Here is a 22,520-nt window from a genome sequence, read left to right as displayed (position 1 = left end):
GCGGCCCTATAGCCGAGGCGCACGCCCAAGGCCAGCCTTCAGGCGCCGTCCCGCAACCGCGCGATCAGGGCTGTGGTGGAGGGGTCATGCGCGCCGGGCGCCTCGCCCTCCAGATCCTTCAGGATATGGCCGGCCAGGGTTTTGCCCAGCTCCACGCCCCACTGGTCGAAGCTGTTGATGCCCCACAGCACGCCCTCGACGAAGGTCTTGTGCTCATAGAGGGCGATCAGCGCCCCCAGGGCCTCCGGCGTCAGCGCCTCCATCAGCAGGAAGCTGGTGGGCCGGTCGCCGGGGAAGGTCTTCTGGGGCGCAAGGATGTCGATCTCGCCCGCCGACAGTCCGTCCTTCGCCAGGGAGCGGCGAACCTCCGCCTCGCTGCGGCCGACCATCAGGGCCTCGGCCTGGGCCAGCGCATTGGCCAGCAGCTTGGTCTGGGAGGCGGGATGGCCGTCGGCGCTCTGGGCCACGGCCAGGATGTCGGCCGGGATCACGTCGCTGCCCTGATGCATGAGCTGGAAGAAGGCGTGCTGCACGTTGGTGCCGGCGTCGCCGAACACCGCCGCGGCCGTCGCCTGGGTCACGGGCCGGCCGTCGGTGCGCGTCCGCTTGCCGTTGGATTCCATCTCCAGCTGCTGGAGGAAATTGGGCAGCAGCCGCAGGCGTTGCGCATAGGGCACCACGGCGCGCACCGGGCGATCCATGGCGTTGCGATTGAAGACGTGGGCCAGGGCCAGCAGCACCGGCGCATTGGACGCCAGCGGCGCCAGGCGGAAATGATCGTCCATGGCCGCCCCGCCGGCCAGCAGGGCCTCGAAGACGTCGGGGCCGAGGGCGATGGCGCAGGACAGGCCCACCGAAGACCAGACCGAGTAACGCCCGCCCACCCAGTCGCGGAAGCCGAAGATCTGATCGCCCCGCACGCCGAAGCCCTTGGCCACGTCCGGCGCGGCAGAGACCGCCACCAGGTGGGCGTCGCCGTCCGTCCCCAGCGCGTTGCGCAGCCAGTCCCGGGCGATCAGGGCGTTGGCCATGGTCTCCTGGGTGGTGAAGGTCTTGGAGACCACCACCACCAGGGTCTCTGCAGGATCGAGCCCCGAGAGGGCCTGGGCGCTGTCGGCCGGGTCCACATTGGCGATGAACCTGAGCTCGATGTCGGGATCGGGAGCGCGCAACGCCTCCCACACCAGGCGGGGGCCGAAATCCGAACCGCCGATGCCGATATGGACGATGGCCTTGAACCGCCGGCCGTCTGCGCCGGCCCGCTCGCCGCTGCGGATGGCGCGCGCGAACGCGGCCATGGCCTCGCGGGTCGCCTCCACCTCGCGCGACACCGGTTCGCCCTGGGCGGCGAAGTCCGCGCCGCGGGGCGCGCGCAGGGCCATGTGCAGGGCCGCGCGGCCCTCGGAGGGGTTGGCCGTCTCGCCGGCGAACAGACGCTCCCGGGCCGCCTCGACCCCGGCGGCCTGCGCAAGGTCGAGGGCCAGGGCCAGATCCTTGGCCGACCAGGGCTGTTTCGAGAGGTCCAGATACAGGCCTGCGGCCTGCAGGCTCAGGCGATCCAGGCGATCGGGTTCGGCCTCGAACAGGCCGGAAATCGAGCGCGCGGCGGCGGCGGCTCCTGCGGCGCGCAGACGGCGCCAGGCGGCGTCCAGATCGGACATGATTCATCCCCCGTTCAAGCGGCCCCGCGCAGGATGGCAAGTCCAATCCTGCCTGTACGAACCGGGCCGAACCCGGTTAGCAAAAGCAGACCATCCCGTCTTCGTTCCCAGGACGATCTTGCCTGGGTGACGCGCTCAATCTGTGTCCTGAGGTCAGATCCATGTCCTGCGCCGCCCTCGCCGCCACGACCCTGCTCTGGATGGCTGCGGCCCCTGCGCCGGCCCAGCCGAACGCCCCGACGCCGGCGCCGGCCACGGCCCTTGAGCCCCTGTTCGCCGACATCGTCGCCCGCGCTCAGGACCTGAAGGCCCAGGCCGAGGTCATGCGCGAGACCGAGGCCTCGGCGACCGAAGCATTCAAGACCGGCGTCGCCGACCTGGCGGCCCTGGACGCTAAGGGTCAGCAGATCGTGCGCGACCGCGGCGTGGACGGGGACTTGGCCTGCATCCTGCGGGGCATTTCCGAGGACCTGCCGGTCAAGCTGGCGGCTCTGCAACTGGCCGCCGACAAGCCGGCCCGGGATACCGCCCTTCGCGAGCTGATCTATCTGCTCAACGACAATGTCGAGGTGCTGCTCGCCCCGCCGGGGCCGGCGTCTGGCCTGGCGCCCGACGGGAGCGTCTGACGCCTTCTAGTACTTCACGCTGCAGCCATAGGGGGCCGACACCGGCTGGGCCACGGCGCGGCCGGCCTTCATGTCGGCCAGCGCGGCGACGACATAGTTCTTGGCGCCCTTGAGGGTCGCGGCGTCGGCGCTGTTCTTGTCGTCGATGCCGCCCATATAGACCAGCGTTCCGGCGGGATTGACCACGTACATGTGCGGCGTGGTCTTGGCGGCGTAGGCGCGGCCCACATCGCCCTTGGGGTCGAGCAGAATGGCGGCGGGCGCAGCCCCGCTCTCGGTCTTCCAGGCGTTGGCCTGGGCGGCGGTCTTGTAGCCCTGCTTGCCCGGCGCAGATGAGATGAGGGTCAGCCAGACCACCCCGTCTGCGGCGGCGCTCTTCTGCAAGCCCTGCATGGCGCCGGCGTTGTAGTGCTTCTGGACATAGGGGCAGCCGTCATTGGTCCATTCGAGGACCACGGTCTTGCCCTTGAACTCCGACAGGCTGCGTGACTTGCCGGTGGAGTCCGCCGCCGTGAAGGCCGGCGCCGGTTTTCCAATGGCCGGCGCGGCCAGGGCCGGCGCAGCGATCATGGCGGCGGCGACGGTCAGGCCGAGCAGGACGGGACGGCGGGAAATCTTCGAGGTCGTCATGGGCGTCTCCTTCTGGGGAATAGGCCGGCAACACTCTAGTTTACGCACGCATCAGCCGGCGGATGCAGCAGCTTTCAGGGCGCGCACGACCGCACCCTCGGTGAGGATCTGGGGCAGGATAACCGGATCGGCGCCCGCATCGTCATAGATCAGGTACAGGGGCACCCCGGCCCGGCCATGACGGGCCAGCTCGGCGGCGATCACCTCGTCCTTCCGGGTCCAGTCGCCCTTCAGATAGACGGTCCCGGTCTCGGCCAACGCATCGGCGACCCCTTGCCGCGCCAGGGCGACCTGCTCGTTCACCTGACAGGTGACGCACCAGGCGGCGGTGAAATTGACAAACACCGGCGAGCCCTGAGCCCGCAGTTCGGCCAGGCGCTGCGCGCTGTAGGGCTCATAGGGCAGCTCGGCCACGGCGCCGCTGGCCTCGCCCGCGGGAGCCGAGGCCTGGTAGGCCGGGATGAGCGCCGCAGCCACGGCCGCGAGCGCCAGGACGGCGGCGCCCCCCTTGAGCGCTACGCCCGAGCGCCCCTGAGACAGGCCATAGAGCCAAGCGGCCAGGGCCAGCACCACCGCGGCGGCCAGAAGGCGGGCCAGGCCCATGGGGCCGACCTGCAGGGTGAGCACCCACAACAGCCAGGCTGCGGCCCCGTACATGGGGAAGGCGAGCACCTTGCGCAGGTTGTCCATCCAGGGGCCAGGGCGCGGCAGGCGCGCCAGCAGGCCCGGCGCGAAGGCTACGGCGACAAAGGGAGCGGCGAAGCCCAGGCCCAGGGCGGCGAACACCAGCAGGGCGGCCGGCGCGCTCTGAGTCAGGGCCCAGCCGAGCGCCGGGGCCATGAAGGGCGCGGTGCAGGGGGCCGCCACCACCACCGCCAGGACGCCGGTGAAAAAGGCGCCGGCCAGTCCGCCGCGGGCGGCGAGGCCGGAGCCCACCCCCTGGAGGGAGGTTCCGATCTCGAACACGCCCGACAGATTGAGCGCCACGGCCAGCATCAGCAGGCACAGCGCGGCGACCACCGGCGGCGACTGCAGCTGGAAGCCCCACCCCACGGCGGCGCCGGCCGCCTGGGCGATGATCAGCACCAGCGCCAGGGCGATGAAGGTGGCCAGGACCCCGACCAGGAAGGCTAGGCCCTGTCGCCGCGCGGCGGTCTGTTCATGGGCATGGCCGGCCAGACTGGCGGCCTTCATGGCCAGGATCGGGAAGACACACGGCATCAGATTGAGGATCAGGCCGCCGAGAACCGCGAAGACCAGGGCCAGGGGAAGGCCGAGCCCTGCGCCGCCGCCGCTCGCCCGCGCCGCCGGGGCGCCGAGGCCCGCGGCTTCGGCCGGGAGCGGGCCGGCCTGGGCTTCGATCTCGTAATAGGCCTCGCCCACCCTGATCACGCCGGCCATCACCTGAGGCGGCTCAGGCCCCTGAAAGGCGTAGCTGGGGGTCAGGGTGAGGGTCAGGCCTTGGGGCCCCCGCTCGATGGCCTGGGGCGCGGCATGGTCGATCACCGCGCCGTCGAAGGGAAAGAAGTAGCTGTCGGCCATGTCGGCGCCGGCCAGCACATCCCCGGTCACGGCGAGCTTCAGGCCGTCATCGCCGTTCTGGAACGCTGCGGTGAGGCCAGCCGGCTTGGGCGCCGCCTCCAGGGCGCGGGCGATCGGTTGCGCCCACCGGCCGGCCGGCTCGGCAGGCTGCGCCTGCACCGGCAGGGTGAGCTCGAGCAGCGCATCCTCGGGGATGCAGATCTCCTCGCAGACCAGGAAGGCGGCGGCGGCGCGCAGGGTCACCGATTGGCCCGGCGTCGCATCGGCCGGCGCGGTCAGGGTCATCGGCAGGATGACCTCGCCGGAATAGCCGTAGTTGACCAGCGGGCCGGCAGGCTGCGGCTCTGGCGGCTGCCAGACAAAATCGCCAGCCTGCCAACCCGCGGGCAGGGTCCAGCCGATCTTGGTCGCCTCGCCGGAATCGCCGGGATTGCGCCAATAGGTATGCCAGCCCTTGTCGATCTCCTGACGCAGGGCGACCTGGATCGTCTGGCCGGGCGCAATGGCCTGGGTCTGGGCGATCAGCTCGGCCTTCAGGTGGCCGGTGTCCACCGGCGCGGCCTGGGCGGCGGCGGCCAGGGTCAGGGGCGCGGCCAGGGCGGCGAGCAGGAGACCGGCGAGACGACGCATCATGCTTGAACTCAAACCTGTTTGGGGCTTGCCGCTATATGGGGTCAGATAGGCCTTGCCCGCAAATTCACGATTCCAGACCCTGTGGCCTGGCCTGGTCTACGGACCGGCGTCGCCAAAGGTTTCAGCCACCCACCGTAACGAGAGCCCAGAATGCCCGCACCGTTCGACGACATCGAGATCGGCCAGGTGGTCTCCCTCGGCGCCGCCGCCGTGGACGCCAAGGCTCTGGAGGCCTTCATCGCCGCCTTTACGCCTGGCTGGACGCTGGAGCGCGGCGCGCCCGACACCATGGTCTTCGCCATCTGGGCGCGGTTGGACAGCCAGGCCGCGGCTGGCTGGCCCCAGACCAAGCGGCTGGGGGTGGACGCCCTGCGATGGGTGAGAAATCCGCCGGCCGGCGAGCTCTTGCGGGCGCGGATGACGGTGATGGGCAAGGACCCGGTGGGGGAAGGCAAGGGCATCGTGATCGCCCAGCACGACCTGCTGGATGAGGCCGGACGCCTGGTCTTTTCCTGCCTGACCCGCAGCATCTTCGCCCGATAGGCGCGAGGGACCCGCGCCTATCGGGGAAAAGGGTTCAGTCTCAGCTGTTGGCGGCCTGGAGGTTCTGGGCCTGGATCTGGCGGTTCATCGACAGGGCGACCAGACGGTCCCACTGGGCCAGCGAGATCAGGTGGGCATAGATCTGGTTCAGGGCGCCCGACTGGCGGAGATCCATGAACTTCTCAGCCGGCAGCTCGCGCAGGCGCTCTTCGGAAACGCCGAAATAATCCGCCAGCTTCTGGGGCTCGCCCGGCGTGCCGTCCTCGTTCACCGGGGTGTAGAAGGACTCCTTGGACTCGAACAGGTCCAGCGCCTTCAGCAGCTGCACGAAGTTCTGGGTCTTCTGCCGTTCCATCTCGTAGTTGTTGCAGAAGGTCAGGCAGTTCTGGGTGTACTCGGTCGGCTCGCCCTTTTCGTCGAAGAAGGGCAGCTCGGCGTCCTTCTCGGCGAAGAAGGCCGCGTTGCGGTCCACGCAGAGGATGGACTGGCCCGCCTTGGAATCATTGGCGAAGACGAACGGATAGCGGCGCACATAGGCCGGCACATAGACGCCCGCATCGAACAGGCCGGTGGGCAGGACGAAGATGTTCTCGTCGTGGTTCAGGCCCATCACCTGCAGCGGGGTCTTTTCCTCGCCGACGAAGATGATCGGGCCGTTCAGCACCGCCAGCTGGAATTCCGCCACGGTCAGCGGCACCAGATTGTGCTTGGCCGCGAAGCTGAAGGGGCCATCGATCCGCTTCACGCCCATGCCCTTATGGGTCGTCGGGTTGAGCGGCTCGGGATTGGAATAGAAGAGAACGTTGCCGGAGATCTGGCCCGTGGCCGAAGCGGTAGTCTCGGTCATAAGAAACCTTCGAGGAATTCGGGTGTCCGACGGAGCCCCTTGCGGACCCGCGCGGAACGGTCGGGCGCTTCTAACCGATCACGGCAAGGGCGGCAAATCCCAGGAGGGATGCTTGCGTCGCAGCCTCAGTGCCGGTTCAATCAGACCCATAGAAGAGCAGCCCCATCCTTGAGCGGGCTCCGGAGGAACGATTTCAACATGCCTATCTTTTATCCCGACATTCTCGACCAGCGCACCGCCCCGCGCACCTTCACCTATGGCGACAAGGACGTGATGCTCTACGCCCTGGGCGTCGGCATGGGCCAGGACCCGATGAACGAGACGGAGCTTCCCTTCGTCTACGAGAAGAATCTCAAGGTCATTCCGACCGCCGCCACCGTTCTCGCCGCCGGCGCCCGGGCCGCAGCCAATGCCGGCCCCGCCCCGCAGATGCCCGAGGGCCACCGCCCCAGCCAGATCAACTTCCTGATGGTCGTCCATGGCGAGCAGAAGGTCGAGCTGCACAAGCCTCTGCCCACCAAGGGCACCTTCACCGTCGAGGGCCGCACGGTCGGCGCCTATGACAAGGGCAAGGACAAGGGCGCGGTCGTCATCAACGAATCGGTCTGGACCGATGAGAACGGCGAAAAGGTCGCCACCCTGACCTCCTCCACCTTCGCCCGTGGGGATGGCGGCTTCGGCGGCCCCACCGAAGGCGCCCCCGAGCCGCACAAGGTGCCGGAGCGCGCGCCGGACATGTCGGTGGATTTCACCACCCGTGAGGATCAGGCCCTGCTCTATCGCCTGAACGGCGACCGCAACCCCCTGCACTCCGACCCGGACTCGGCCAAGCGCTCGGGCTTCCCGCGCCCGATCCTGCACGGTCTGTGCACCTACGGCATCACCTGCCGGGCCATCCTGCAGGCGGTCACCGACTTCGATCCCGACCAGATCAAGAGCCACCAGGCCCGGTTCTCGGCGCCGGTCTTCCCCGGTGACACCATCACGGTGGACATCTGGAAGGACGGCAAGGAGATCAGCTTTGAGGCGCGCGTGAAGGACCGCAACGCCACGGTGATCAAAAACGGTCTGGCCGTCCTTCGTTAGGCCAAACCCTGCTCGGAACGGTTCCCCCGCGCGGGGAGCCGTTCTAGAGAGGGCCGATGATCCGTATGCATCCCGCCTTGGCCGCCCTCGCCTTCGCCGCCGGACTATCGGCCTGCGCCGCGGCCCCGGCCCACGCGCCGACCACCCTCGCCGAACCCAACAGCCCTGACTTCGTCCCCCCGGAGATCGACGGCTATCTGACCGCGGCCGACATCGACGGCGTGGCGCTCATCGGTCCGCCGCCAGCGCCCGACAGCCCCCGCGGCCGCGCCGACGCCCAGCGCTTCGAAGAAACCAGATCCCTGGAAGGCACGGCCCGCTGGGCCAAGGCCGCCGCCGACGCCGACCTCTGGGGCGGCAAGGCGCTGAAGGGCTATGCCTGCGCCGCCGGCCTGGACATCAGCCCTGACTCCACGCCGGTCACCGCCCACATCCTGGAGCGGGCCGAGCAGGACGTCCGCACGGTCAGCACACCGGCCAAGGATCACTACGCCCGGCTGCGCCCGCTGATCGGCAACGACAAGCCGATCTGCGTGCCCCGCGCCCCCTGGATGGAGATCAACGCCTCCTACCCTTCCGGCCACTCCATGACCGGCTGGGCCTGGGCGCTCATCCTGGTGGAGCTGGCGCCCGACAAGGCCGGCCCCCTGCTGGAGGCCGGCAAGGAGATGGGCGAGTCGCGAGTCATCTGCGGCATGCACTATCCCAGCGACGTGGAAGCTGGCCGAGACCTGGCTGCGGCCATGGTCGCGCGCATGCGGGCAGAGCCCGAATTCCGCGCCGACATGGAAAAGGCCCGCCGCGAGGTGGCCCGGCTGAAGGCGCCGCCTTCGGGCTGCGACGCCTAAGGCTTGGCCACCCAGACCCGGGCGGACCTGAAGGGGTCACCCGGCGGAAGGTTGGGGTTCTCGAAGTCGAGGTCCGGGCGGCGCGCCAGGCGCAGCCGGACCATGACCGCCTGCGAGCGGAGATTGTGCGGGCTGGTATAGGCCCAGACCTCCGTCAGCCCCACCCGCCCGAAGGCGTCGGCCAGAGCCGCGGCGGCGGCTTCGGTGGCGTAGCCCTGGTCCCAGACCTCAGGGATCAGCCGCCAGCCGATCTCGGGCGTGCCGGCGATAGGCTGGCTCTCATGAGCGGGCATGACGCCGCACCAGCCCAGCACCCGGCCGTCGGATCGACGCTCGAGGCAGAACCGACCATAGCCCAGGCGATCGAAGGTCTCCTCGACCCGCGTCAGCCGCTGGTCGGCCTCGTCCGGGGTCAGCACGCCGCCCAGCCAGTCCATCACCTGAGGATCGGCGCAGATCGCCCGGAAGGCCGGCCGGTCGTCCTCGCGCCATCGGCGCAGAATGAGCCGCTCGGTCTCGATCATGGGCGAACCTAGGCCTGTGATCGGGCCGGCGCCAAGCGTCAAACCGGGCGAGGACCGGCCAGGGCGCCGTAGAGGTCGGTGCGGCGATCCCGGAAAAAGCCCCAGGCGGCGCGGTGGGTGGCCAGGAAATCCAGATCGAACTCGGCCGCCAGCACGCCCTCATCATTGGCGCCGAATTCGGCGACCAAGTCCCCGCGGTGATCGGCGATGAAGGACGAGCCGTAGAACCGCTGGCCGCCGCCGGGATAGTTTTCCCAGGGCTCAAAGCCGGTGCGGTTTGCGCCCACCACCGGGATCACGTTGGAGACTGCATGTCCCTGCATGGCGCGCCGCCAGGGGGCGGCGGTGTCCAGGGTCTCGTCATGGGGCTCGGAGCCGATGGCGGTCGGATAGAACAGCACCTCGGCGCCCATCAGGGCCATGGCCCGGGCGGCCTCGGGGTACCACTGGTCCCAGCAGATGCCGACGCCGACCTTGCCGAACCGGGTGTCCCAGACGCGGAAGCCGGTGTCGCCGGGGCGGAAATAGTACTTCTCCTGATAGCCTGGGCCGTCGGGGATATGGCTCTTGCGATAGACGCCCATGGGCGAGCCGTCGGCGTCGATCAGCACCACGCTGTTGAAGTAGTGCGGGCCTTCGCGCTCATAGATCGAGATCGGCAGGACGATCCCGAGCTCGGCCGCCAGCGGCGCCAGCGCGGTGACGCAAGGGTGCTCGCGCCAGGGATGGGCGGTGGCGAACCAGTGCTCCTCCTGGGTGACGCAGAAATACGGCCCCTGGAACAGCTCGGACGGCAGGACCACCTGGGCGCCCTGGCCGGCGGCCTCGCGGATGAAATCGGCGGTCTTCTTGATGTTGGCGTCCAGGTCCAGGCCATAGGCGGTCTGGATGGCGGCGACCTTGATGATGCGGGCCATCAGGCGGGCTCCTGCTGGGTGATGCAGTGGAAGGAGCCGCCGCCGGTGAGGATGGCGGCGGAGGGCAGGCCGATCACCTTGTGGTCGGGGAAGACGGTCTCCAGGGCCTGGATGGCCATCTCGCCCGGACGCTGCGCATAGGTCGGCACGATCACCGCCCCATTGGTGATGATGAAGTTCATGTGCGAGGCCGGCACATAGTCGCCGTCGGCGCTTTCGATCCAGCCCGGCGAGGGAATGCGCACCACCTTCAGCGCCTCTCCGCGGGCGTCGGCCATGCCGGCCAGGCGCCGCGCGGCGTCGTCATAGGCGTCCATGTTCGGATCGCCCCGCCCGAAAGCCACCGGACAGACCACAACGCCCGGCGCGACGAAGCGGGCGAGGTTGTCCACATGGCCGTCGGTATGGTCGTTCTGCAGGCCTTCGCCCAGCCAGAGGGTCTTGCGGACCCCCAGCGCCTCGGCCAGCGCCGCCTCAGCGGCGTCGGCGCTCCAGCCGGGATTGCGGTTGGGGTTCAGCAGGCACTGTCCGGTGGTCAGCACCGTGCCGAAACCGTCGTGGTCCAGGGCGCCGCCTTCCAGGATGAAGTCGTTGGCGGCCAGCGGCACGCCGGCATGGTCGGCGATCTGGCCGGCCACGGTCTCGTCGTGCGGATAGACATACTTGCCGCCCCAGCCATTGAAGCGGAAGCCCCGGGCGCTGAAGCCGTCCCCGTCGCGGGCGAAGATCGGACCGGTATCCCGCAGCCAGATATCGCCGAAGGCGCCGGCGACGATCTCGATCCCCGCCACGTCGCCCAGCATCCGGCGGGCAGCGGCCTCGCCGTCTGGCGAGCCGGTCATCAGGCGCACCGTCTCCTGCCCCGGACCGGCCATGGCGCGGGCCAGGGCGGCTGCCTCGGCCTGGGCCTGGGCGTAGTCCTCGCCCCACAGCGCCTCGTGGCTGGGAAAGCCCAGCCACATGGCCCGATGCGGCGCCCATTCGGCTGGAACGACAAGGCTCATGGACGTTTCCCCAGGTTCGGCTGCGCGGCCGATCATACAGAACCGGCGCAGATGGGCGCACCCCGCCCGCAGGTCAAGCATGGCCGCAGGATCGCGGCACAACAAAAAAGGGGCGGCCCGAGAGCCGCCCCTTCCGTCTGGTCAGAACCCTCTGATCAGAACTGGTAGCGAAGACCGACCTGGATCGCCCAGAGCGACTTGCCGTTGTTGTCGATGTTCTCGCGAAGCCCGTTGGCGTTGAAGTTGGAGTAGCGATAACGGGCGCAGGTCGGATCACCAGCGGCCACAGCGGCCCCGGCCGCGGTGGCGCAGCTGACGCTGACCAGGTTGTTGACGTCGGTGTACTCCTCAACGATGCCCCACTCGTCGTTCAGCATGTTGAGAACATTCTGGAAGTCGAGGACGAGCCGGAACTTGTGCCCAGAGAAATAGGCGGGCAGTTCCTGGCTGAGCTGCAGATCGACGATATGGATGTCGTCATTCTGATAGTAGCCCTTGGGAACGATCTGGTCCTGCGGCAGGCCGAACTGCTGCACCGCTTGGATGAAGTTGTCCCGGGTAGCGGCGTCGGCAAAGCTCACCAGGCCATAGTCAAGGCCGCTCGTCCCGCCGCTGCCCGACATGTCCGGCACGTAGAGCAGGTGGTTGGTTCCGCGGTTGACGCCAAACACCGGACCGCGGCCCGAGGTCAGATCGCCCATGGTGAAGGTGGTGCCGCGACCGGAGCGCTTTTCGGCGAACAGGGTGGCGCGGGTCTCCAGGTCCCACAGGAACGTGCGGGCATAGCTCGCCTGGAACTTGAAGCTGTGCTCGATCTCTTCGTACGAGGAGCCATAGGCCGGCTCGTTCGGATCCTGGCCAGCCGGGGACTGGTAGCTCGAGCTCTGGGTCGAGCTGAACCGCAGGGACGACGAGAAGTCGTCGATGTTCTGGTAGGTATAGCTACCGACAACATCGAGGCCGAAGTCGAAGGACTTCTGAAGCGAGACCGCGGCCACCAGGCCCTCGCCCTCGTCGGTGTTGAAGATGACGAGGTCGCGGGCCGAACCCAGGTTTTGCGACGAGATGCCCGCCGCAGCCCGTTGCGCCGCCGTGCCGCCGACGCCGTCATAACGGATGCGGCCGTCCGGCGTGAACTGGGCGACGCCGTTCACGATGAGCGGATTGGCGCGGGTGTCGCGGACATAGAGGCCGTTGCGCACCTTGGTGCCGACCACGTCGAGACCCAGGTTCCACCCGTCCCACAGCTCGTACTGAGCGTTCAGGAACACCTTCCAGTCCGAGGGGAACTGGAAGCCCGGCGCGAAGGCGGCCACTTCGGTGGTGGGAGACGCTGAGCCGCCCCCCTGGAAGGCGCGAACCGCAGCGGGGATGTCATAGAAGGTCTGCGGATTGGTCCGGGACAGGTCCAGGGCCGAAGCGCCGATGCTCTGCGAGAAGCCCGGGGTGCCGGTCGTCTCGATGAAGGTGCCCGTAGCGGTACGCTGGATGTCCACGCCCGACGTCAGGAAGCCCGCGCCGCCGCCGTAGGAGTTAGAGGCCAGCACGTCGGGCACGCCGCCCGAGAACAGCCCGCCGCCGACGCGAATTTTCAGGCGATCGGTGGCCCTCCAGTCGATGGAGACCCGCGGCATCATCACGCTGCGGCCATCATAGGTGGCTTGGTTGGAATAGCCGTTGCGGGCGAGGAAGTTGACGTTCAGCGGCGGCGCGTCGTCGTTGGTGTACCAGTCATAGCGCAGACCGGCCGCGACCGTCAGGTTCGGGGTGACGTCGTAGGTGTCCTGGAAGAACACCGAGTTCAGGCGATACTTCAGGGCCGCGGCGGCGTCCGTCGTCGTAAGGCTGCCGATGGCGTCGGTGTAACGCAGACGGCTGGCCCGGCCGGCCGCGAAGTCGGCGATGGAGTCGAAGTAGTACTGACCATCCTGCGTTGGGATGAAGATGTTGAAGATCTCCTGCTCCTGGGTGGAGAAGCCGAACTTCAGCAGGTGATCGCCCAGGGCCCATTCGCCCTTGAGCTGTACCGTCAGGTTGTCAGTGGCCAGTTCATTGGCGTGACGGAATTCGTCCGGGCCAAACCGCAGGATCGAGGGGTTCGCGGCACCGGCGAGGTCGCAGGTGGTGGCCGAACCGCCGCTGGTGGGCGCAAGGCAGACCTGGACGTCGGAGAACTCCTGGCCCGAGGGCGGCAACTGACGACGCTCATAGTCGCGCATGGTGACGCGCAGCTGGGTGGAGAAGGTGTCGGTCCAGTCGGAGTTCAGCTCGCCGGTGTAGGAATAGTCCTCTTCACCGGTCAGGTACCACTGGGAGTCGAGACCCGCGGTGGAGGTGGTGATGTTGGTGCGCTGAACAACTTCCGACAGGGCGTAGCGCGCCGTCAGGGCCAGACGGTGGCGGTCGGTCAGGTTGGCGTCGATCTTGAACGAGTACTTCTCATCCAGGATCGGCTTGGTGCGGGCGATCGTGCCGACGTCAAACTCGGTGGCGTAGTTGGCGTTAAAGATGCCGGTGACCTGGTCGATCAGGGCCTGATTGACGCCACGCACGGAGTTGGCGAAGCCCGCGCCCTCTGGACCGGTGGAGGTCGTGTCGGTCGACTCATAGATTTCGTAGGAGGCGGCGAAGAAGACGCGGTCCTGCCAGATCGGGCCGGAGAGGAAGGCGCCCCAGTTGTTCTGGCTGACCTGCGAGGGGATGTCATTGCCTCGGATCGAGCGGCCGACCATGCCGTCATTCAGATAGTTGACGAACAGACTGCCGTGGAAGTCATTACCGCCCGACTTCAGCACGACGTCGAGGGCGCCGCCGGAGAAGTCGCCGTTCTCGACATCGACCGGAACCGCGTCGACGGTGAACTGCTCGACCGCATCCAGCGAGATCGGGCCGCGACGGGTGGGCGTGCCGCCGGTGTTCAGGCCGAAGTCGTCCTGGGCCTGGGCGCCGTCGATGGTGATGCGGTTGTTACGCGGGTTGGAGCCGGCGATCGAGATGCCGCCGTCGCCGCGGGTGTTCTGGGTCACAAGCGGGCTGCGGCGGGCCAGATCGCGGATGTCGCGGGTGACCGAGACAACGCTTTGGATATCGGTCTCGTCGAGCACCCGGCGGACGCCGGTGCTGGTTTCGCCCGGGGTCGCGGTGACGACGAGTTCGGACACTTCCGAGAAAAGATCGAAATTCAGGCGGGTCGTTTCGCCCTGGGTCAGGAACACGTTTTCCGAGGTGCGCTCGCCGTAGCCCGGAGCCACCACCGTGACGGTGTACGGACCGCCGACCCGCAGGCCGCGGGCGTCAAACACGCCCTGGGCGTTACTTGAAGTAACCGAACGAGTGTTGGACGGCGTGTGCACCACGGTGACCGTGGCGTTTCCGACCGGGGCCCCCGCCTCGGTGATGACTTCACCGCGGATCGCCGCGGTGGTTTCCTGCGCGTAGACGGCGGTGCTCATGGCGCAGACGAGCGCCGTAAGAGCCGCGCCGCTGGCGAGCCGCTTCATAGACGTCATTGTGAGATTCCCCTCTCAGTCGAGAATCGGAGCGGGCGAACGCACAAGCGCTCCGAAGTCCGGCGGTCTATACAGGCAACTTTCGGGCTTGTTGGTGATGGATTTATGACGAGGGCGACCTGTTGTTGCGGCGCCACACCCGCGGGCGCCCGGTCCACTATATCGCCTCTTGGGCGAGCAATGTTCTGCGCCGTTCTCGGAGACTCCCTTGTCTGACGCCGCTACGCCCTCCGCCCTCGCCGCCTGGCGCATGGCCCTGTGGATCACCGTAGCCCTGACGGCGATCCGTCTGGCGGCCATCTTCATCACGCCGCTGGAGCTCTATCCGGATGAGGCCCAGTACTGGCTCTGGTCCCGAACGCTGGATTTTGGCTATTATTCAAAGCCTCCGATGATCGCCTGGAGCATATGGGCGACCACCCTGGCCGGCGACACCGAGCCTATGGTGCGGCTTTCGGCGCCGCTGTATCAGGCCACGACGGCGCTGGGCGTCTTCGTCCTGGCCCGCCGGCTTTACGGCGCTCAGATCGCCCTGGCGGCCTGCGCCCTCTATCATGTGATGCCTGGGGTGCAGCTGTCATCGGCTGTCGTGGCGACCGACGCTCCGCTGCTGACTTGCCTGACCTGGGGCCTGGCCCTCTATGCTTATCTTCCGCAGGCGGAGGGACGGCGACGTTTGGTCGCGGCCGCGGGGGCCGGTGCTCTCCTCGGCCTGGCCTTCCTTTCCAAGTATGCGGCGCTCTACGCCCTGATCGGGGTGGCGCTTCATCTGATCCTCGACCGGGACGCCCGCAAGATCTGGTCCCCACCGATGATGGCGGCGGCCCTTGGGGCGATGCTGCTGGTGCTGGCGCCCAATATGGTCTGGAACGCGGCCCATGGCTTCGCCACCGTTCAGCACACCGCAGCCAACGCCAACTGGAGCCCGGGCAGCCTCTTCCATCCTGGCGAGATGCTGGACTTCCTCGGCTCGCAGTTCGGGGTGTTCGGGCCGATCCCGTTCGTGGTGCTGGTGGTCGGCGGGGGGCTGTTGGCCTGGCGCCGGCGGCTCACCCCAGCCGACCTGCTGCTGCTCTGCTTCACCGCCCCGGTCTTCCTGATCGTCACGCTCCAGGCCCTGATCAGCCGGGCCAACGCCAACTGGGCCGCGGCCGGCTATGTCACCGGGGTGATCCTGGTGGCCGCGTGGCTGCTGCGCTGGCGGGCCAAGGGCTGGTACATCGCCGCCCTGGCGACCCAGGGCGCCGTTGCGGCCCTCTTCCTGTCCTTCGTCATATCGCCGGACCTGGCCGAGCGGGCGGGCATGGCCAACAGCTTCAAGCGCGCCAAGGGCTGGTCCCAGCTGACCGAGGCCATGACCAACCGCGCCATGCACGATCTGCGGGTCTCGGCCATCGCCGTCGACGACCGCTTCATGTTCAACGCCGCGGCCTATTACGGCCGGGACTATTTCACGCGCCCCGACGCGGCGCCTTTGCGCATGTGGGTCCGCACCGCCCATCCCCAGAACCAGGCCGAGGCGAGCGATCCCCTCAGCGCCGCGGAGGGGGAGCGGGTCCTGGCCATGAGCCTGGAGCCCGACTTCACGCCCGAGATGAAGGCCGATTTCGTCCGCACCGGCGAGACCGAATTCGTCAATGTCTGGCTCGACCGCGACCGCAGCCGCCGGGCCGAGATGTTCATCGGCGAGGACTACCGGCCCAGGCCCCGCGATCCCATCACCGGCCTGCCCACACCGCCTTGATCGCCCGCTCCCGCCCGCAGCCGACCTTGTAGGCCTGGTAGCGTCCGGGATTCTTCTCGGCATAGTCCTGGTGATAGGTCTCGCCCATCCAGAAGCGGGCGGCGGGGCGGATCTCGGTGGCCACCGTCTGGCCCAGGGCCTTGGCCACCTGGGCCTTCACCTTCTGGGCGGCGTCGCGCTCAGCGCCGGAGGCGTAGAAGACCGCCGTACGATAGGACGGGCCCTGATCGCAGATCTGGCCATTGGGGTCGGTGGGGTCGATGCGGCGGAAGAAGCCTGAGGTCAGTTGCTCATAGCTGAGCCGCGTCGGATCATAGGTGACCCGCACCGCCTCCAGATGGCCGTCATGGCTGCGATAGGTGGGATTGGCCTTGGCGCCGCCGGCATAGCCGACCACCACGTCGATCACGCCCGGGATCTGCTCCAGTTCGTGCTCCACCGACCAGAAGCAGCCGCCGGCGAACACCGCCGTGGCCTGCCCAGGACTGGCCGCGGGCGCCTGGGCGGGCGCCGCCGAGGCGGCGGCCAGGGCCAGGGGCGCAAGCACCATGGCGGCGAGCGTGTGGGTCTTCATCATCGAGCGTCCTTCATTGCGGGGGCCAGCCGCCCCGTCACGCCCCCGATAACCTTACGCAGCAGCAGCCTCGAAAGACGCCTCGGTCTTGGCCCGAACCTCGTCTAGCGTGACCCCGTCGGCCAGCTCGATGAGCCGCAAGGGCGAACGCCCGCGGTTCACCTCGAAGACGGCGAGGTCGGTCACCACGAGATCGACCACCGACTGGCCGGTGAGCGGCAGGGAACAGGCCTTGACCAGTTTGGGCGCGCCGGACTTCTCGGTGTGCTCCATGACGATGACCACGCGCTTGACGCCCGCCACCAGGTCCATGGCCCCGCCCATCCCCTTGACCATCTTGCCTGGCACCATCCAGTTGGCCAGGTCGCCATTGGCGGCCACCTGCATGGCGCCCAGGATGGACAGGTCGATATGGCCGCCACGGATCATGGCGAAGCTGTCGGCCGACGAGAAGTACGAGGATGCGGCGAGCTCGGTGATGGTCTGCTTGCCGGCGTTGATCAGGTCGGCGTCCTCCTCCCCCTCGAAGGGAAACGGTCCCATGCCCAGCATGCCGTTCTCGCTCTGCAGGGTCACCTCGACGCCCTCGGGGATGTAGTTGGCCACCAGGGTCGGAATGCCGATGCCCAGGTTCCCATAGAAGCCGTCCTGCAGTTCGCGGGCCGCCCGGGCGGCCATCTGGTCTCTTGTCCAGGCCATCAGACGTCTCCCCCGGCGCCGGCGCCTTCGACGGCCCTGGGCCGCGTGGTCACGCGCTCGATCCGTTTCTCGAAAGCCGCGCCTTCGAAGATGGCGTCCACATAGATGCCCGGCGTGTGGATGTGGTCCTTGTCGAGCTCCCCAGGAGCCACGAGGCGCTCCACCTCGACCACCGTCTTGGCGCCCGCGGTGGCCATCATCGGATTGAAATTCCGCGCGGTCTTGCGGAAGACCAGATTGCCGGCGGTGTCGCCCACATCGGCCTTGATGATCGCCAGGTCGGCGGTCAGGCCGCGCTCCATCACATAGAGCTCGCCGTCGAACTCGCGCACCTCCTTGCCCTCGGCCACCAGGGTGCCGACGCCGGTCTTGGTGAAGAAGGCGGGAATCCCTGCGCCGCCGGCGCGGATGCGTTCGGCCAGCGTGCCCTGGGGATTGAATTCCAGCTCCAGTTCGCCGGAGAGGTAGAGCTGCTCGAACAGCTTGTTCTCGCCCACATAGGAGCTGATCATCTTCCTGATCTGGCGGTTCTCCAGCAGGACGCCGAGGCCGAAGCCGTCGATCCCGCAATTGTTGGAGATCACCGTCAGGTCCTTCACCCCATGGGCGCGGATCGCTGCGATCAGGTTTTCAGGGATGCCGCAGAGGCCAAAGCCCCCGGCCATGATGGTCATGCCGTCGAACAGGAGCCCGTCGAGGGCCTGGACGGCGTCTTTGCGAACCTTGTCTGCCATGGCCCCCTTTTACGCCGCAGCGCAATCGTTGGGAACGGGCCGAAAAAAGAGACCCCTGGCGCAAGGCCAGGGGTCTCCCGAAGATCGCGCTCAGTCGGTGTCGATCAGTTGGTCAGGGGACGCAGGACGATCTCGACACGGCGGTTCTGGGCGCGGCCCTCCGGCGTGGCGTTGGTCGCCCGCGGTTCGTTGATGCCGCGGCCGGCCACATAGAGACGGTCGGGCATGACGCGGCCCCGGCTGACCAGATAGTTGGCCACCGAGCCGGCCCGACGCTCGGACAGGGCCTGGTTGTAGGCCGCGGCGCCCGTGGAGTCGGCGTGACCGACGACGTCCACCAGGGTCTGCGGATAGGCGTTGATGGTGCGCGCCACGTCGTCCAGCACCGTATAGAAGCGCGGCTGAATGTCGGACTGATCAACCGCGAAGGTCACGTCGCCGGGCATGTTCAGGATGATGTTGTCGCCCTGGCGGATGACGTCCACGCCCGTGCCGGCCATCTGCTGACGCAGTTCAGCCTGCTGGCGGTCCATGTAGTTGCCGGCCGCGGCCCCGGCCAGGGCGCCGACGCCCGCGCCGATCAGGGCGTTCTTGCGCCCCTCGGAGCTCTTGTTGGTGTTGGTGAGGTAGCCCAGGGCCGCGCCGCCGAGGGCGCCGGCCAGGGCGCCGGTGCCGGTGTTGTTTCGGACTTGCTGGCCCGTATAACCGTCAGTGGTGGTGCAGGCGCTCAGGGCGAAAGCGCCGATAAGGCCCACAGAGGCTGCGGTCAGGTGACGCATCTGGTGTCTCCAATGAATTGTTATGACTACGGCAACGCTAGGCCTCCTTACGAAGTTCCGTTATGGCCGATTTAAGACCCCTTCGCGAAACCGGACCCCGCCCTGTGAATCCTGACTCTATCCAGCCGGTCTCCTTTGCGGCCTATGAGGCGGACTTCGACGGCTTCGCCCAGGCCCTGGGCGACTCCTTCACCCGCTATGGGTTTGCGGTGATCAGCGACCACCGGCTGGAGCAGGGCCGCATCGAGGCCGCCCTCGGGTCGGCCAAGGCCTTCTTCGCCCTGCCCGAAGCGGTCAAGCAGGCCTATGTGGTCGGCCAGGGCGGCCAGCGCGGCTACACGCCCTTCGGGGTCGAGACCGCCAAGGGCGAAGCCCACCACGACCTCAAGGAATTCTGGCACATGGGCCGCGACCTGCCGGCGGGCCACCCCTATGCCGGCGTCATGCCGCCCAATGTCTGGCCAGATGAGGTCCCGGATTTCCACCCGAACGTGGCCTGGCTCTATGGCGCGCTCGACGCCATGGGCCGCAAGGTTCTGGAGGCCCTGGCCGTCTATCTCGACCTGGACCGCGGCTTCTTCGATCCCACGGTTAACGACGGCAATTCCGTGCTGCGCCTGCTGCACTATCCGCCGACCGCCGGAGACGGGCCGCACATCCGCGCCGCCGCCCACGAGGACATCAACGTCATCACCCTGTTGCTGGGCGCCGAGGAGGCCGGGCTGGAGGTGCTGCGGCGCGACGGCAGCTGGCTGGCGATCAATCCGCCGCCGGGCGCCCTGGTCTGCAATATCGGCGACATGCTGCAGCGGCTGACCAACCACCGGCTGCCTTCGACCACCCACCGCGTGGTCAATCCCGCGCCGGAGCGGCGGGGCGTGGCGCGCTATTCGACGCCCTTCTTCCTGCACTTCAATCCGGACTACGAAATCCGGACGCTCGCCACTTGCATCGATGGGGCCCATCCCGACCGCTATCGCGAGCCGATCACCGCCGACGGCTATCTCCAACAGCGTCTGCGCGAGATCAAGCTGCTGTAGCCGCCGGAAAATTGACGCCCGGCCACAAAAATTTAACTCCGCGCGGGCGAGGCTGGCCGACAACGCAAAAGGCAGACTCAACGCGGCCATGGTCGAATATCCCGCCGCTCTCCAGGCCAAGGCCCGCAAAATCGCCGTCATGGGCGCATTGGACCTGGCGGCGCTCAAGCCCACCTTCGAACGGATCGGCAAGCTGGCGCGGGCCCTGATGGGCGGCGGCCTGGGCGACGTGATCCTGATCGATGGCGACCGAACCTGGCACGCCAGCGCGGGCGCCGACTTCAGCCGCCAGATCGATATCGACACCTCCTTCGCCGGCCTCGCCGCCCAGGCCCAGGACGTCCTCTGGGTCGCCGACGCCAGGCTTGATCCCGGCCTGAGGCAACACCCCTATGTGACCGGCGAGCCCGGCGTGCGCTTCTTCGCCGGGGCGCCGATCGTGCTCCCCGACGGCATGGGGTTAGGCGCCATCGCCGTCGCCGGCCCGGAGCCCAGGGCCTTCGATCCCGCCCTTGCAGATTCCTTGCGCGACCTGGCCGCGATCGCCGCCCTCGAATGCAGCCGCCACCAGGCGGTGTCCGACCTCGCCCAGGCGCGGATGCGGGTCGACGCCGCCCACACCCTGATGGCGGCCTTTGTCGAGAGCGCGCCGGTCGCCCTGTGCCTGACCGACACCGATCTGCGGATCGTCCAGGCCAGCCCGCTCTGGCGGCAGGAGCGCGACATCGCCGACCCCATCGGCAAGATCCTGTACGATGTGAACCCCGGCGCCCTGCGCTGGCGCCCCGCCTATGAGCAATGTCTGAGAGGCGAGCCGGCCCACTATGACCGCGTCCTGGTGCAGCGAAGCAACGGGCCCCGCTGGCTGCGGGTCGAGATCGCCCCCTGGCGAGAACCCAGCGGCGCCGTCGCGGGCCTGCTGATCATGTCGGTGGACATCACCGACTCCGTGGCGGCTCTGGAAGAGGCGCGCAGTTCGGAAGAACGCCTGAAGTTCGCCCTGGAGATCGGCGAACTGCAGATGTGGGAAATGGACTATCGGCGCGGCAAGCTGACCGCCGCCGGCGCCCGCTCCATCCATGCCGGCGCCACCTTCGAGAAGGTGAGCCGCCACATCTGGGACGCGGTGCATCCCGAGGACCGCCCAAGGCTGATGGAGGCGTGGGACCGCCACCTTCGCGACGGCGCCCCCTTCCACCAGACCTACCGCCTGATCCCGCCCGGCAAGGGCGAGGCGCGCTGGACCACCGCGGCGGCCAAGGCATTCAAGTCCGACAAGGGCCGCGTCGAGCGGGTGGTCGGCGTCATGCGCGACGTCGACCAGCAGCGGCAGGCCGAGCTTGAGCTCGTGAAGGCCAAGGAGGAGGCCGAGGCCGCCAACCGCGCCAAGAGCGAGTTCCTGGCCAATATGAGCCACGAAATCCGCACCCCCCTGAACGGGGTGATGGGGGTGGCCGGCGCTCTGGCGCGAACGGCGCTGGCGCCGCAGCAGGCCGAGATGGTGAGGCTGATCGAAACCTCGGCACAGACCCTGGAGGCGCTGCTCAGCGACATCCTGGACCTGGCGCGGATCGAGGCCGGTCGCCTGGAGCTTCGCCCTGAACCTTTCGATCTGGCCGCATCGGTCGACGCCTGCGCCGCCCTGTTCGCCCCGAGCGCGGCGGCCAAGGGCCTCGGTTTCCAGGTGTCGATCGCCCCGGAGGCCCGCGGCGCCTATGAGGGGGACGCCGCCCGTCTGCGCCAGATTCTGTCCAACCTGCTGGGCAATGCGGTGAAGTTCACTAACCAGGGCGAGGTTCGCCTGACCGTGACCGCCGCGCGCGGGGAAACCGGCTCACGCCTAGTGTTCCAGGTGACCGACACCGGTATCGGCTTCGATGCCGCGACGCGGCGGCGGCTGTTCAGTCGCTTCGAGCAGGCCGACGGCTCGATCACCCGGCGGTTTGGCGGCACGGGTCTTGGCCTCGCCATTTCGCGCTCCCTGGCGCAAGCCATGGGCGGGACCCTGAGCGCGGAATCCGAGCACGGCTGCGGCGCCGCCTTCACCCTGGCCCTCGACCTGCCCCGCTGCGTCGGCGTCGTCGAGATGTGGGACCCCAGGACAGCCGAGATCGCCGACCAGCCGCCCCTGGAGGGCATGCGCGTCCTGCTGGCCGAAGACCATCCCACCAATCGCCGGGTGGTCGAGCTGATCCTCGGCGCGGCGGGTGTCGATCTGACCTGCGTCGAGGACGGGGCCCAGGCGCTGGAGGCCTGGTCGGCCGGCGCCTATGACCTGGTGCTGATGGATATGCAGATGCCCGTGATGGACGGGCTGACGGCCATCGCCGAGATCCGCCGCCGCGAACAGGCGCAGGGTCGCAACCGCACCCGGATCCTGACCCTCACGGCCAACGCCATGCCCGAGCACGGCCAAGCCTCGGCCGCCGCGGGCGCCGATGGCCATGTGACCAAGCCCGTGACGGCTGAACGCCTGCTGGCGGCCGTGGACGAGGTCTGGTCAGATCTGCGGCGCGGGCCTCATGCGCCGGCCAAGCTCGGCGCCGCCCGCGGCTGATCCGCCAAGACCTTGAGCCTGGG

19 protein-coding genes are annotated in these 22,520 nt (G+C 68.3%); 7 read left to right on the top strand and 12 right to left on the bottom strand.

Features of this window, described 5'->3' with window-relative positions; genetic code table 11:
• Positions 1-38 precede the first annotated feature (38 nt).
• Complete coding sequence (pgi, locus tag Q8L83_RS07180; protein WP_305285638.1) at positions 39-1,661, bottom strand: glucose-6-phosphate isomerase; 1,623 nt, start codon at positions 1,659-1,661, stop codon at positions 39-41.
• A 161-nt stretch (positions 1,662-1,822) separates the two neighbouring features.
• Between pgi and Q8L83_RS07175 the strand changes: the two genes are divergently transcribed.
• Positions 1,823-2,287: a hypothetical protein gene (locus Q8L83_RS07175; RefSeq protein ID WP_305285637.1), complete on the top strand. Its 465-nt coding sequence runs from the start codon at positions 1,823-1,825 to the stop codon at positions 2,285-2,287.
• A 6-nt stretch (positions 2,288-2,293) separates the two neighbouring features.
• Here the strand turns inward: Q8L83_RS07175 and Q8L83_RS07170 are convergent, their stop codons facing one another.
• Positions 2,294-2,917, bottom strand: coding sequence for a redoxin domain-containing protein (locus Q8L83_RS07170; RefSeq protein ID WP_305285636.1), 624 nt, complete (start codon positions 2,915-2,917; stop codon positions 2,294-2,296).
• 51 nt (positions 2,918-2,968) lie between these two features.
• Positions 2,969-5,092: a protein-disulfide reductase DsbD family protein gene (locus Q8L83_RS07165; RefSeq protein ID WP_370868367.1), complete on the bottom strand. Its 2,124-nt coding sequence runs from the start codon at positions 5,090-5,092 to the stop codon at positions 2,969-2,971.
• Between the two features lie 150 nt (positions 5,093-5,242).
• On the opposite strand from Q8L83_RS07165, the gene Q8L83_RS07160 reads away from it, so the two are divergent.
• On the top strand, positions 5,243-5,635 hold the full coding sequence (locus Q8L83_RS07160) for an acyl dehydratase (RefSeq protein WP_305285635.1): 393 nt from the start codon (positions 5,243-5,245) through the stop codon (positions 5,633-5,635).
• 40 nt (positions 5,636-5,675) lie between these two features.
• Here the strand turns inward: Q8L83_RS07160 and Q8L83_RS07155 are convergent, their stop codons facing one another.
• A complete protein-coding gene (locus Q8L83_RS07155) occupies positions 5,676-6,482 on the bottom strand; it encodes a SapC family protein (protein ID WP_305285634.1) in 807 nt (268 codons plus the stop codon).
• A 198-nt stretch (positions 6,483-6,680) separates the two neighbouring features.
• Between Q8L83_RS07155 and Q8L83_RS07150 the strand changes: the two genes are divergently transcribed.
• Complete coding sequence (locus tag Q8L83_RS07150; RefSeq protein WP_305285633.1) at positions 6,681-7,568, top strand: MaoC/PaaZ C-terminal domain-containing protein; 888 nt, start codon at positions 6,681-6,683, stop codon at positions 7,566-7,568.
• A gap of 56 nt (positions 7,569-7,624) precedes the next feature.
• A complete protein-coding gene (locus tag Q8L83_RS07145) occupies positions 7,625-8,416 on the top strand; it encodes a phosphatase PAP2 family protein (protein ID WP_305285632.1) in 792 nt (263 codons plus the stop codon).
• Here the strand turns inward: Q8L83_RS07145 and Q8L83_RS07140 are convergent.
• The 4 genes from Q8L83_RS07140 to Q8L83_RS07125 form a co-directional block, all read right to left on the bottom strand.
• Positions 8,413-8,940: a GNAT family N-acetyltransferase gene (locus Q8L83_RS07140; RefSeq protein ID WP_305285631.1), complete on the bottom strand. Its 528-nt coding sequence runs from the start codon at positions 8,938-8,940 to the stop codon at positions 8,413-8,415. The genes Q8L83_RS07145 and Q8L83_RS07140 overlap by 4 nt on opposite strands.
• Positions 8,941-8,978: 38 nt before the next feature.
• The gene (gene aguB / locus Q8L83_RS07135) at positions 8,979-9,857 is read right to left on the bottom strand and encodes an N-carbamoylputrescine amidase (protein ID WP_305285630.1); all 879 of its coding nucleotides are present in this window, start codon (positions 9,855-9,857) and stop codon (positions 8,979-8,981) included.
• The gene (locus tag Q8L83_RS07130; protein ID WP_305285629.1) at positions 9,857-10,861 is read right to left on the bottom strand and encodes an agmatine deiminase family protein; all 1,005 of its coding nucleotides are present in this window, start codon (positions 10,859-10,861) and stop codon (positions 9,857-9,859) included. Before Q8L83_RS07130 ends, aguB begins: the two co-directional genes overlap by 1 nt.
• A 155-nt stretch (positions 10,862-11,016) precedes the next feature.
• Positions 11,017-14,370: a TonB-dependent receptor gene (locus tag Q8L83_RS07125; protein WP_305285628.1), complete on the bottom strand. Its 3,354-nt coding sequence runs from the start codon at positions 14,368-14,370 to the stop codon at positions 11,017-11,019.
• Between the two features lie 208 nt (positions 14,371-14,578).
• Between Q8L83_RS07125 and Q8L83_RS07120 the strand changes: the two genes are divergently transcribed.
• Positions 14,579-16,114 carry an ArnT family glycosyltransferase gene (locus Q8L83_RS07120; RefSeq protein WP_370868366.1) on the top strand — a complete coding sequence of 512 codons (1,536 nt, stop codon included), beginning with the start codon at positions 14,579-14,581 and terminating at the stop codon, positions 16,112-16,114.
• Here the strand turns inward: Q8L83_RS07120 and msrA are convergent.
• The 4 genes from msrA to Q8L83_RS07100 form a co-directional block, all read right to left on the bottom strand.
• Positions 16,089-16,688: a peptide-methionine (S)-S-oxide reductase MsrA gene (gene msrA, locus Q8L83_RS07115; protein ID WP_370868365.1), complete on the bottom strand. Its 600-nt coding sequence runs from the start codon at positions 16,686-16,688 to the stop codon at positions 16,089-16,091. The genes Q8L83_RS07120 and msrA overlap by 26 nt on opposite strands.
• A 54-nt stretch (positions 16,689-16,742) precedes the next feature.
• Positions 16,743-17,387: a CoA transferase subunit B gene (locus Q8L83_RS07110; protein WP_305285627.1), complete on the bottom strand. Its 645-nt coding sequence runs from the start codon at positions 17,385-17,387 to the stop codon at positions 16,743-16,745.
• Positions 17,387-18,121 carry a CoA transferase subunit A gene (locus tag Q8L83_RS07105; RefSeq protein ID WP_305285626.1) on the bottom strand — a complete coding sequence of 245 codons (735 nt, stop codon included), beginning with the start codon at positions 18,119-18,121 and terminating at the stop codon, positions 17,387-17,389. The genes Q8L83_RS07110 and Q8L83_RS07105 overlap by 1 nt, the downstream gene beginning before the upstream one ends.
• 104 nt (positions 18,122-18,225) lie before the next feature.
• Positions 18,226-18,900: an OmpA family protein gene (locus Q8L83_RS07100; protein ID WP_305285625.1), complete on the bottom strand. Its 675-nt coding sequence runs from the start codon at positions 18,898-18,900 to the stop codon at positions 18,226-18,228.
• A 62-nt stretch (positions 18,901-18,962) separates the two neighbouring features.
• Between Q8L83_RS07100 and Q8L83_RS07095 the strand changes: the two genes are divergently transcribed.
• Complete coding sequence (locus Q8L83_RS07095) at positions 18,963-19,940, top strand: isopenicillin N synthase family dioxygenase (RefSeq protein WP_370868364.1); 978 nt, start codon at positions 18,963-18,965, stop codon at positions 19,938-19,940.
• An 88-nt stretch (positions 19,941-20,028) separates the two neighbouring features.
• Positions 20,029-22,497 (top strand): ATP-binding protein, encoded by a 2,469-nt coding sequence (locus tag Q8L83_RS07090; protein ID WP_305285623.1) that lies wholly within the window; start codon positions 20,029-20,031, stop codon positions 22,495-22,497.
• The last annotated feature ends 23 nt before the right edge of the window (positions 22,498-22,520 follow it).

Origin of the sequence: Phenylobacterium sp., from assembly GCF_030680185.1 — a bacterium.
Lineage (GTDB): Bacteria > Pseudomonadota > Alphaproteobacteria > Caulobacterales > Caulobacteraceae > Phenylobacterium.
The sequence above is the reverse complement of the archived record's forward strand: the minus strand, read 5'-3'. Positions and strand labels throughout refer to the sequence as shown.

Coding starts and splice junctions, on each gene's coding strand:
- pgi (WP_305285638.1), bottom strand. CDS start 1,661: ATGTCCGATCTGGACGCCGCCTGGCGCCGTCTGCGCGCCGCAGGAGCC.
- Q8L83_RS07175 (WP_305285637.1), top strand. CDS start 1,823: ATGTCCTGCGCCGCCCTCGCCGCCACGACCCTGCTCTGGATGGCTGCG.
- Q8L83_RS07170 (WP_305285636.1), bottom strand. CDS start 2,917: ATGACGACCTCGAAGATTTCCCGCCGTCCCGTCCTGCTCGGCCTGACC.
- Q8L83_RS07165 (WP_370868367.1), bottom strand. CDS start 5,092: ATGATGCGTCGTCTCGCCGGTCTCCTGCTCGCCGCCCTGGCCGCGCCC.
- Q8L83_RS07160 (WP_305285635.1), top strand. CDS start 5,243: ATGCCCGCACCGTTCGACGACATCGAGATCGGCCAGGTGGTCTCCCTC.
- Q8L83_RS07155 (WP_305285634.1), bottom strand. CDS start 6,482: ATGACCGAGACTACCGCTTCGGCCACGGGCCAGATCTCCGGCAACGTT.
- Q8L83_RS07150 (WP_305285633.1), top strand. CDS start 6,681: ATGCCTATCTTTTATCCCGACATTCTCGACCAGCGCACCGCCCCGCGC.
- Q8L83_RS07145 (WP_305285632.1), top strand. CDS start 7,625: ATGATCCGTATGCATCCCGCCTTGGCCGCCCTCGCCTTCGCCGCCGGA.
- Q8L83_RS07140 (WP_305285631.1), bottom strand. CDS start 8,940: ATGATCGAGACCGAGCGGCTCATTCTGCGCCGATGGCGCGAGGACGAC.
- aguB (WP_305285630.1), bottom strand. CDS start 9,857: ATGGCCCGCATCATCAAGGTCGCCGCCATCCAGACCGCCTATGGCCTG.
- Q8L83_RS07130 (WP_305285629.1), bottom strand. CDS start 10,861: ATGAGCCTTGTCGTTCCAGCCGAATGGGCGCCGCATCGGGCCATGTGG.
- Q8L83_RS07125 (WP_305285628.1), bottom strand. CDS start 14,370: ATGACGTCTATGAAGCGGCTCGCCAGCGGCGCGGCTCTTACGGCGCTC.
- msrA (WP_370868365.1), bottom strand. CDS start 16,688: ATGAAGACCCACACGCTCGCCGCCATGGTGCTTGCGCCCCTGGCCCTG.
- Q8L83_RS07110 (WP_305285627.1), bottom strand. CDS start 17,387: ATGGCCTGGACAAGAGACCAGATGGCCGCCCGGGCGGCCCGCGAACTG.
- Q8L83_RS07105 (WP_305285626.1), bottom strand. CDS start 18,121: ATGGCAGACAAGGTTCGCAAAGACGCCGTCCAGGCCCTCGACGGGCTC.
- Q8L83_RS07100 (WP_305285625.1), bottom strand. CDS start 18,900: ATGCGTCACCTGACCGCAGCCTCTGTGGGCCTTATCGGCGCTTTCGCC.
- Q8L83_RS07095 (WP_370868364.1), top strand. CDS start 18,963: ATGGCCGATTTAAGACCCCTTCGCGAAACCGGACCCCGCCCTGTGAAT.
- Q8L83_RS07090 (WP_305285623.1), top strand. CDS start 20,029: ATGGTCGAATATCCCGCCGCTCTCCAGGCCAAGGCCCGCAAAATCGCC.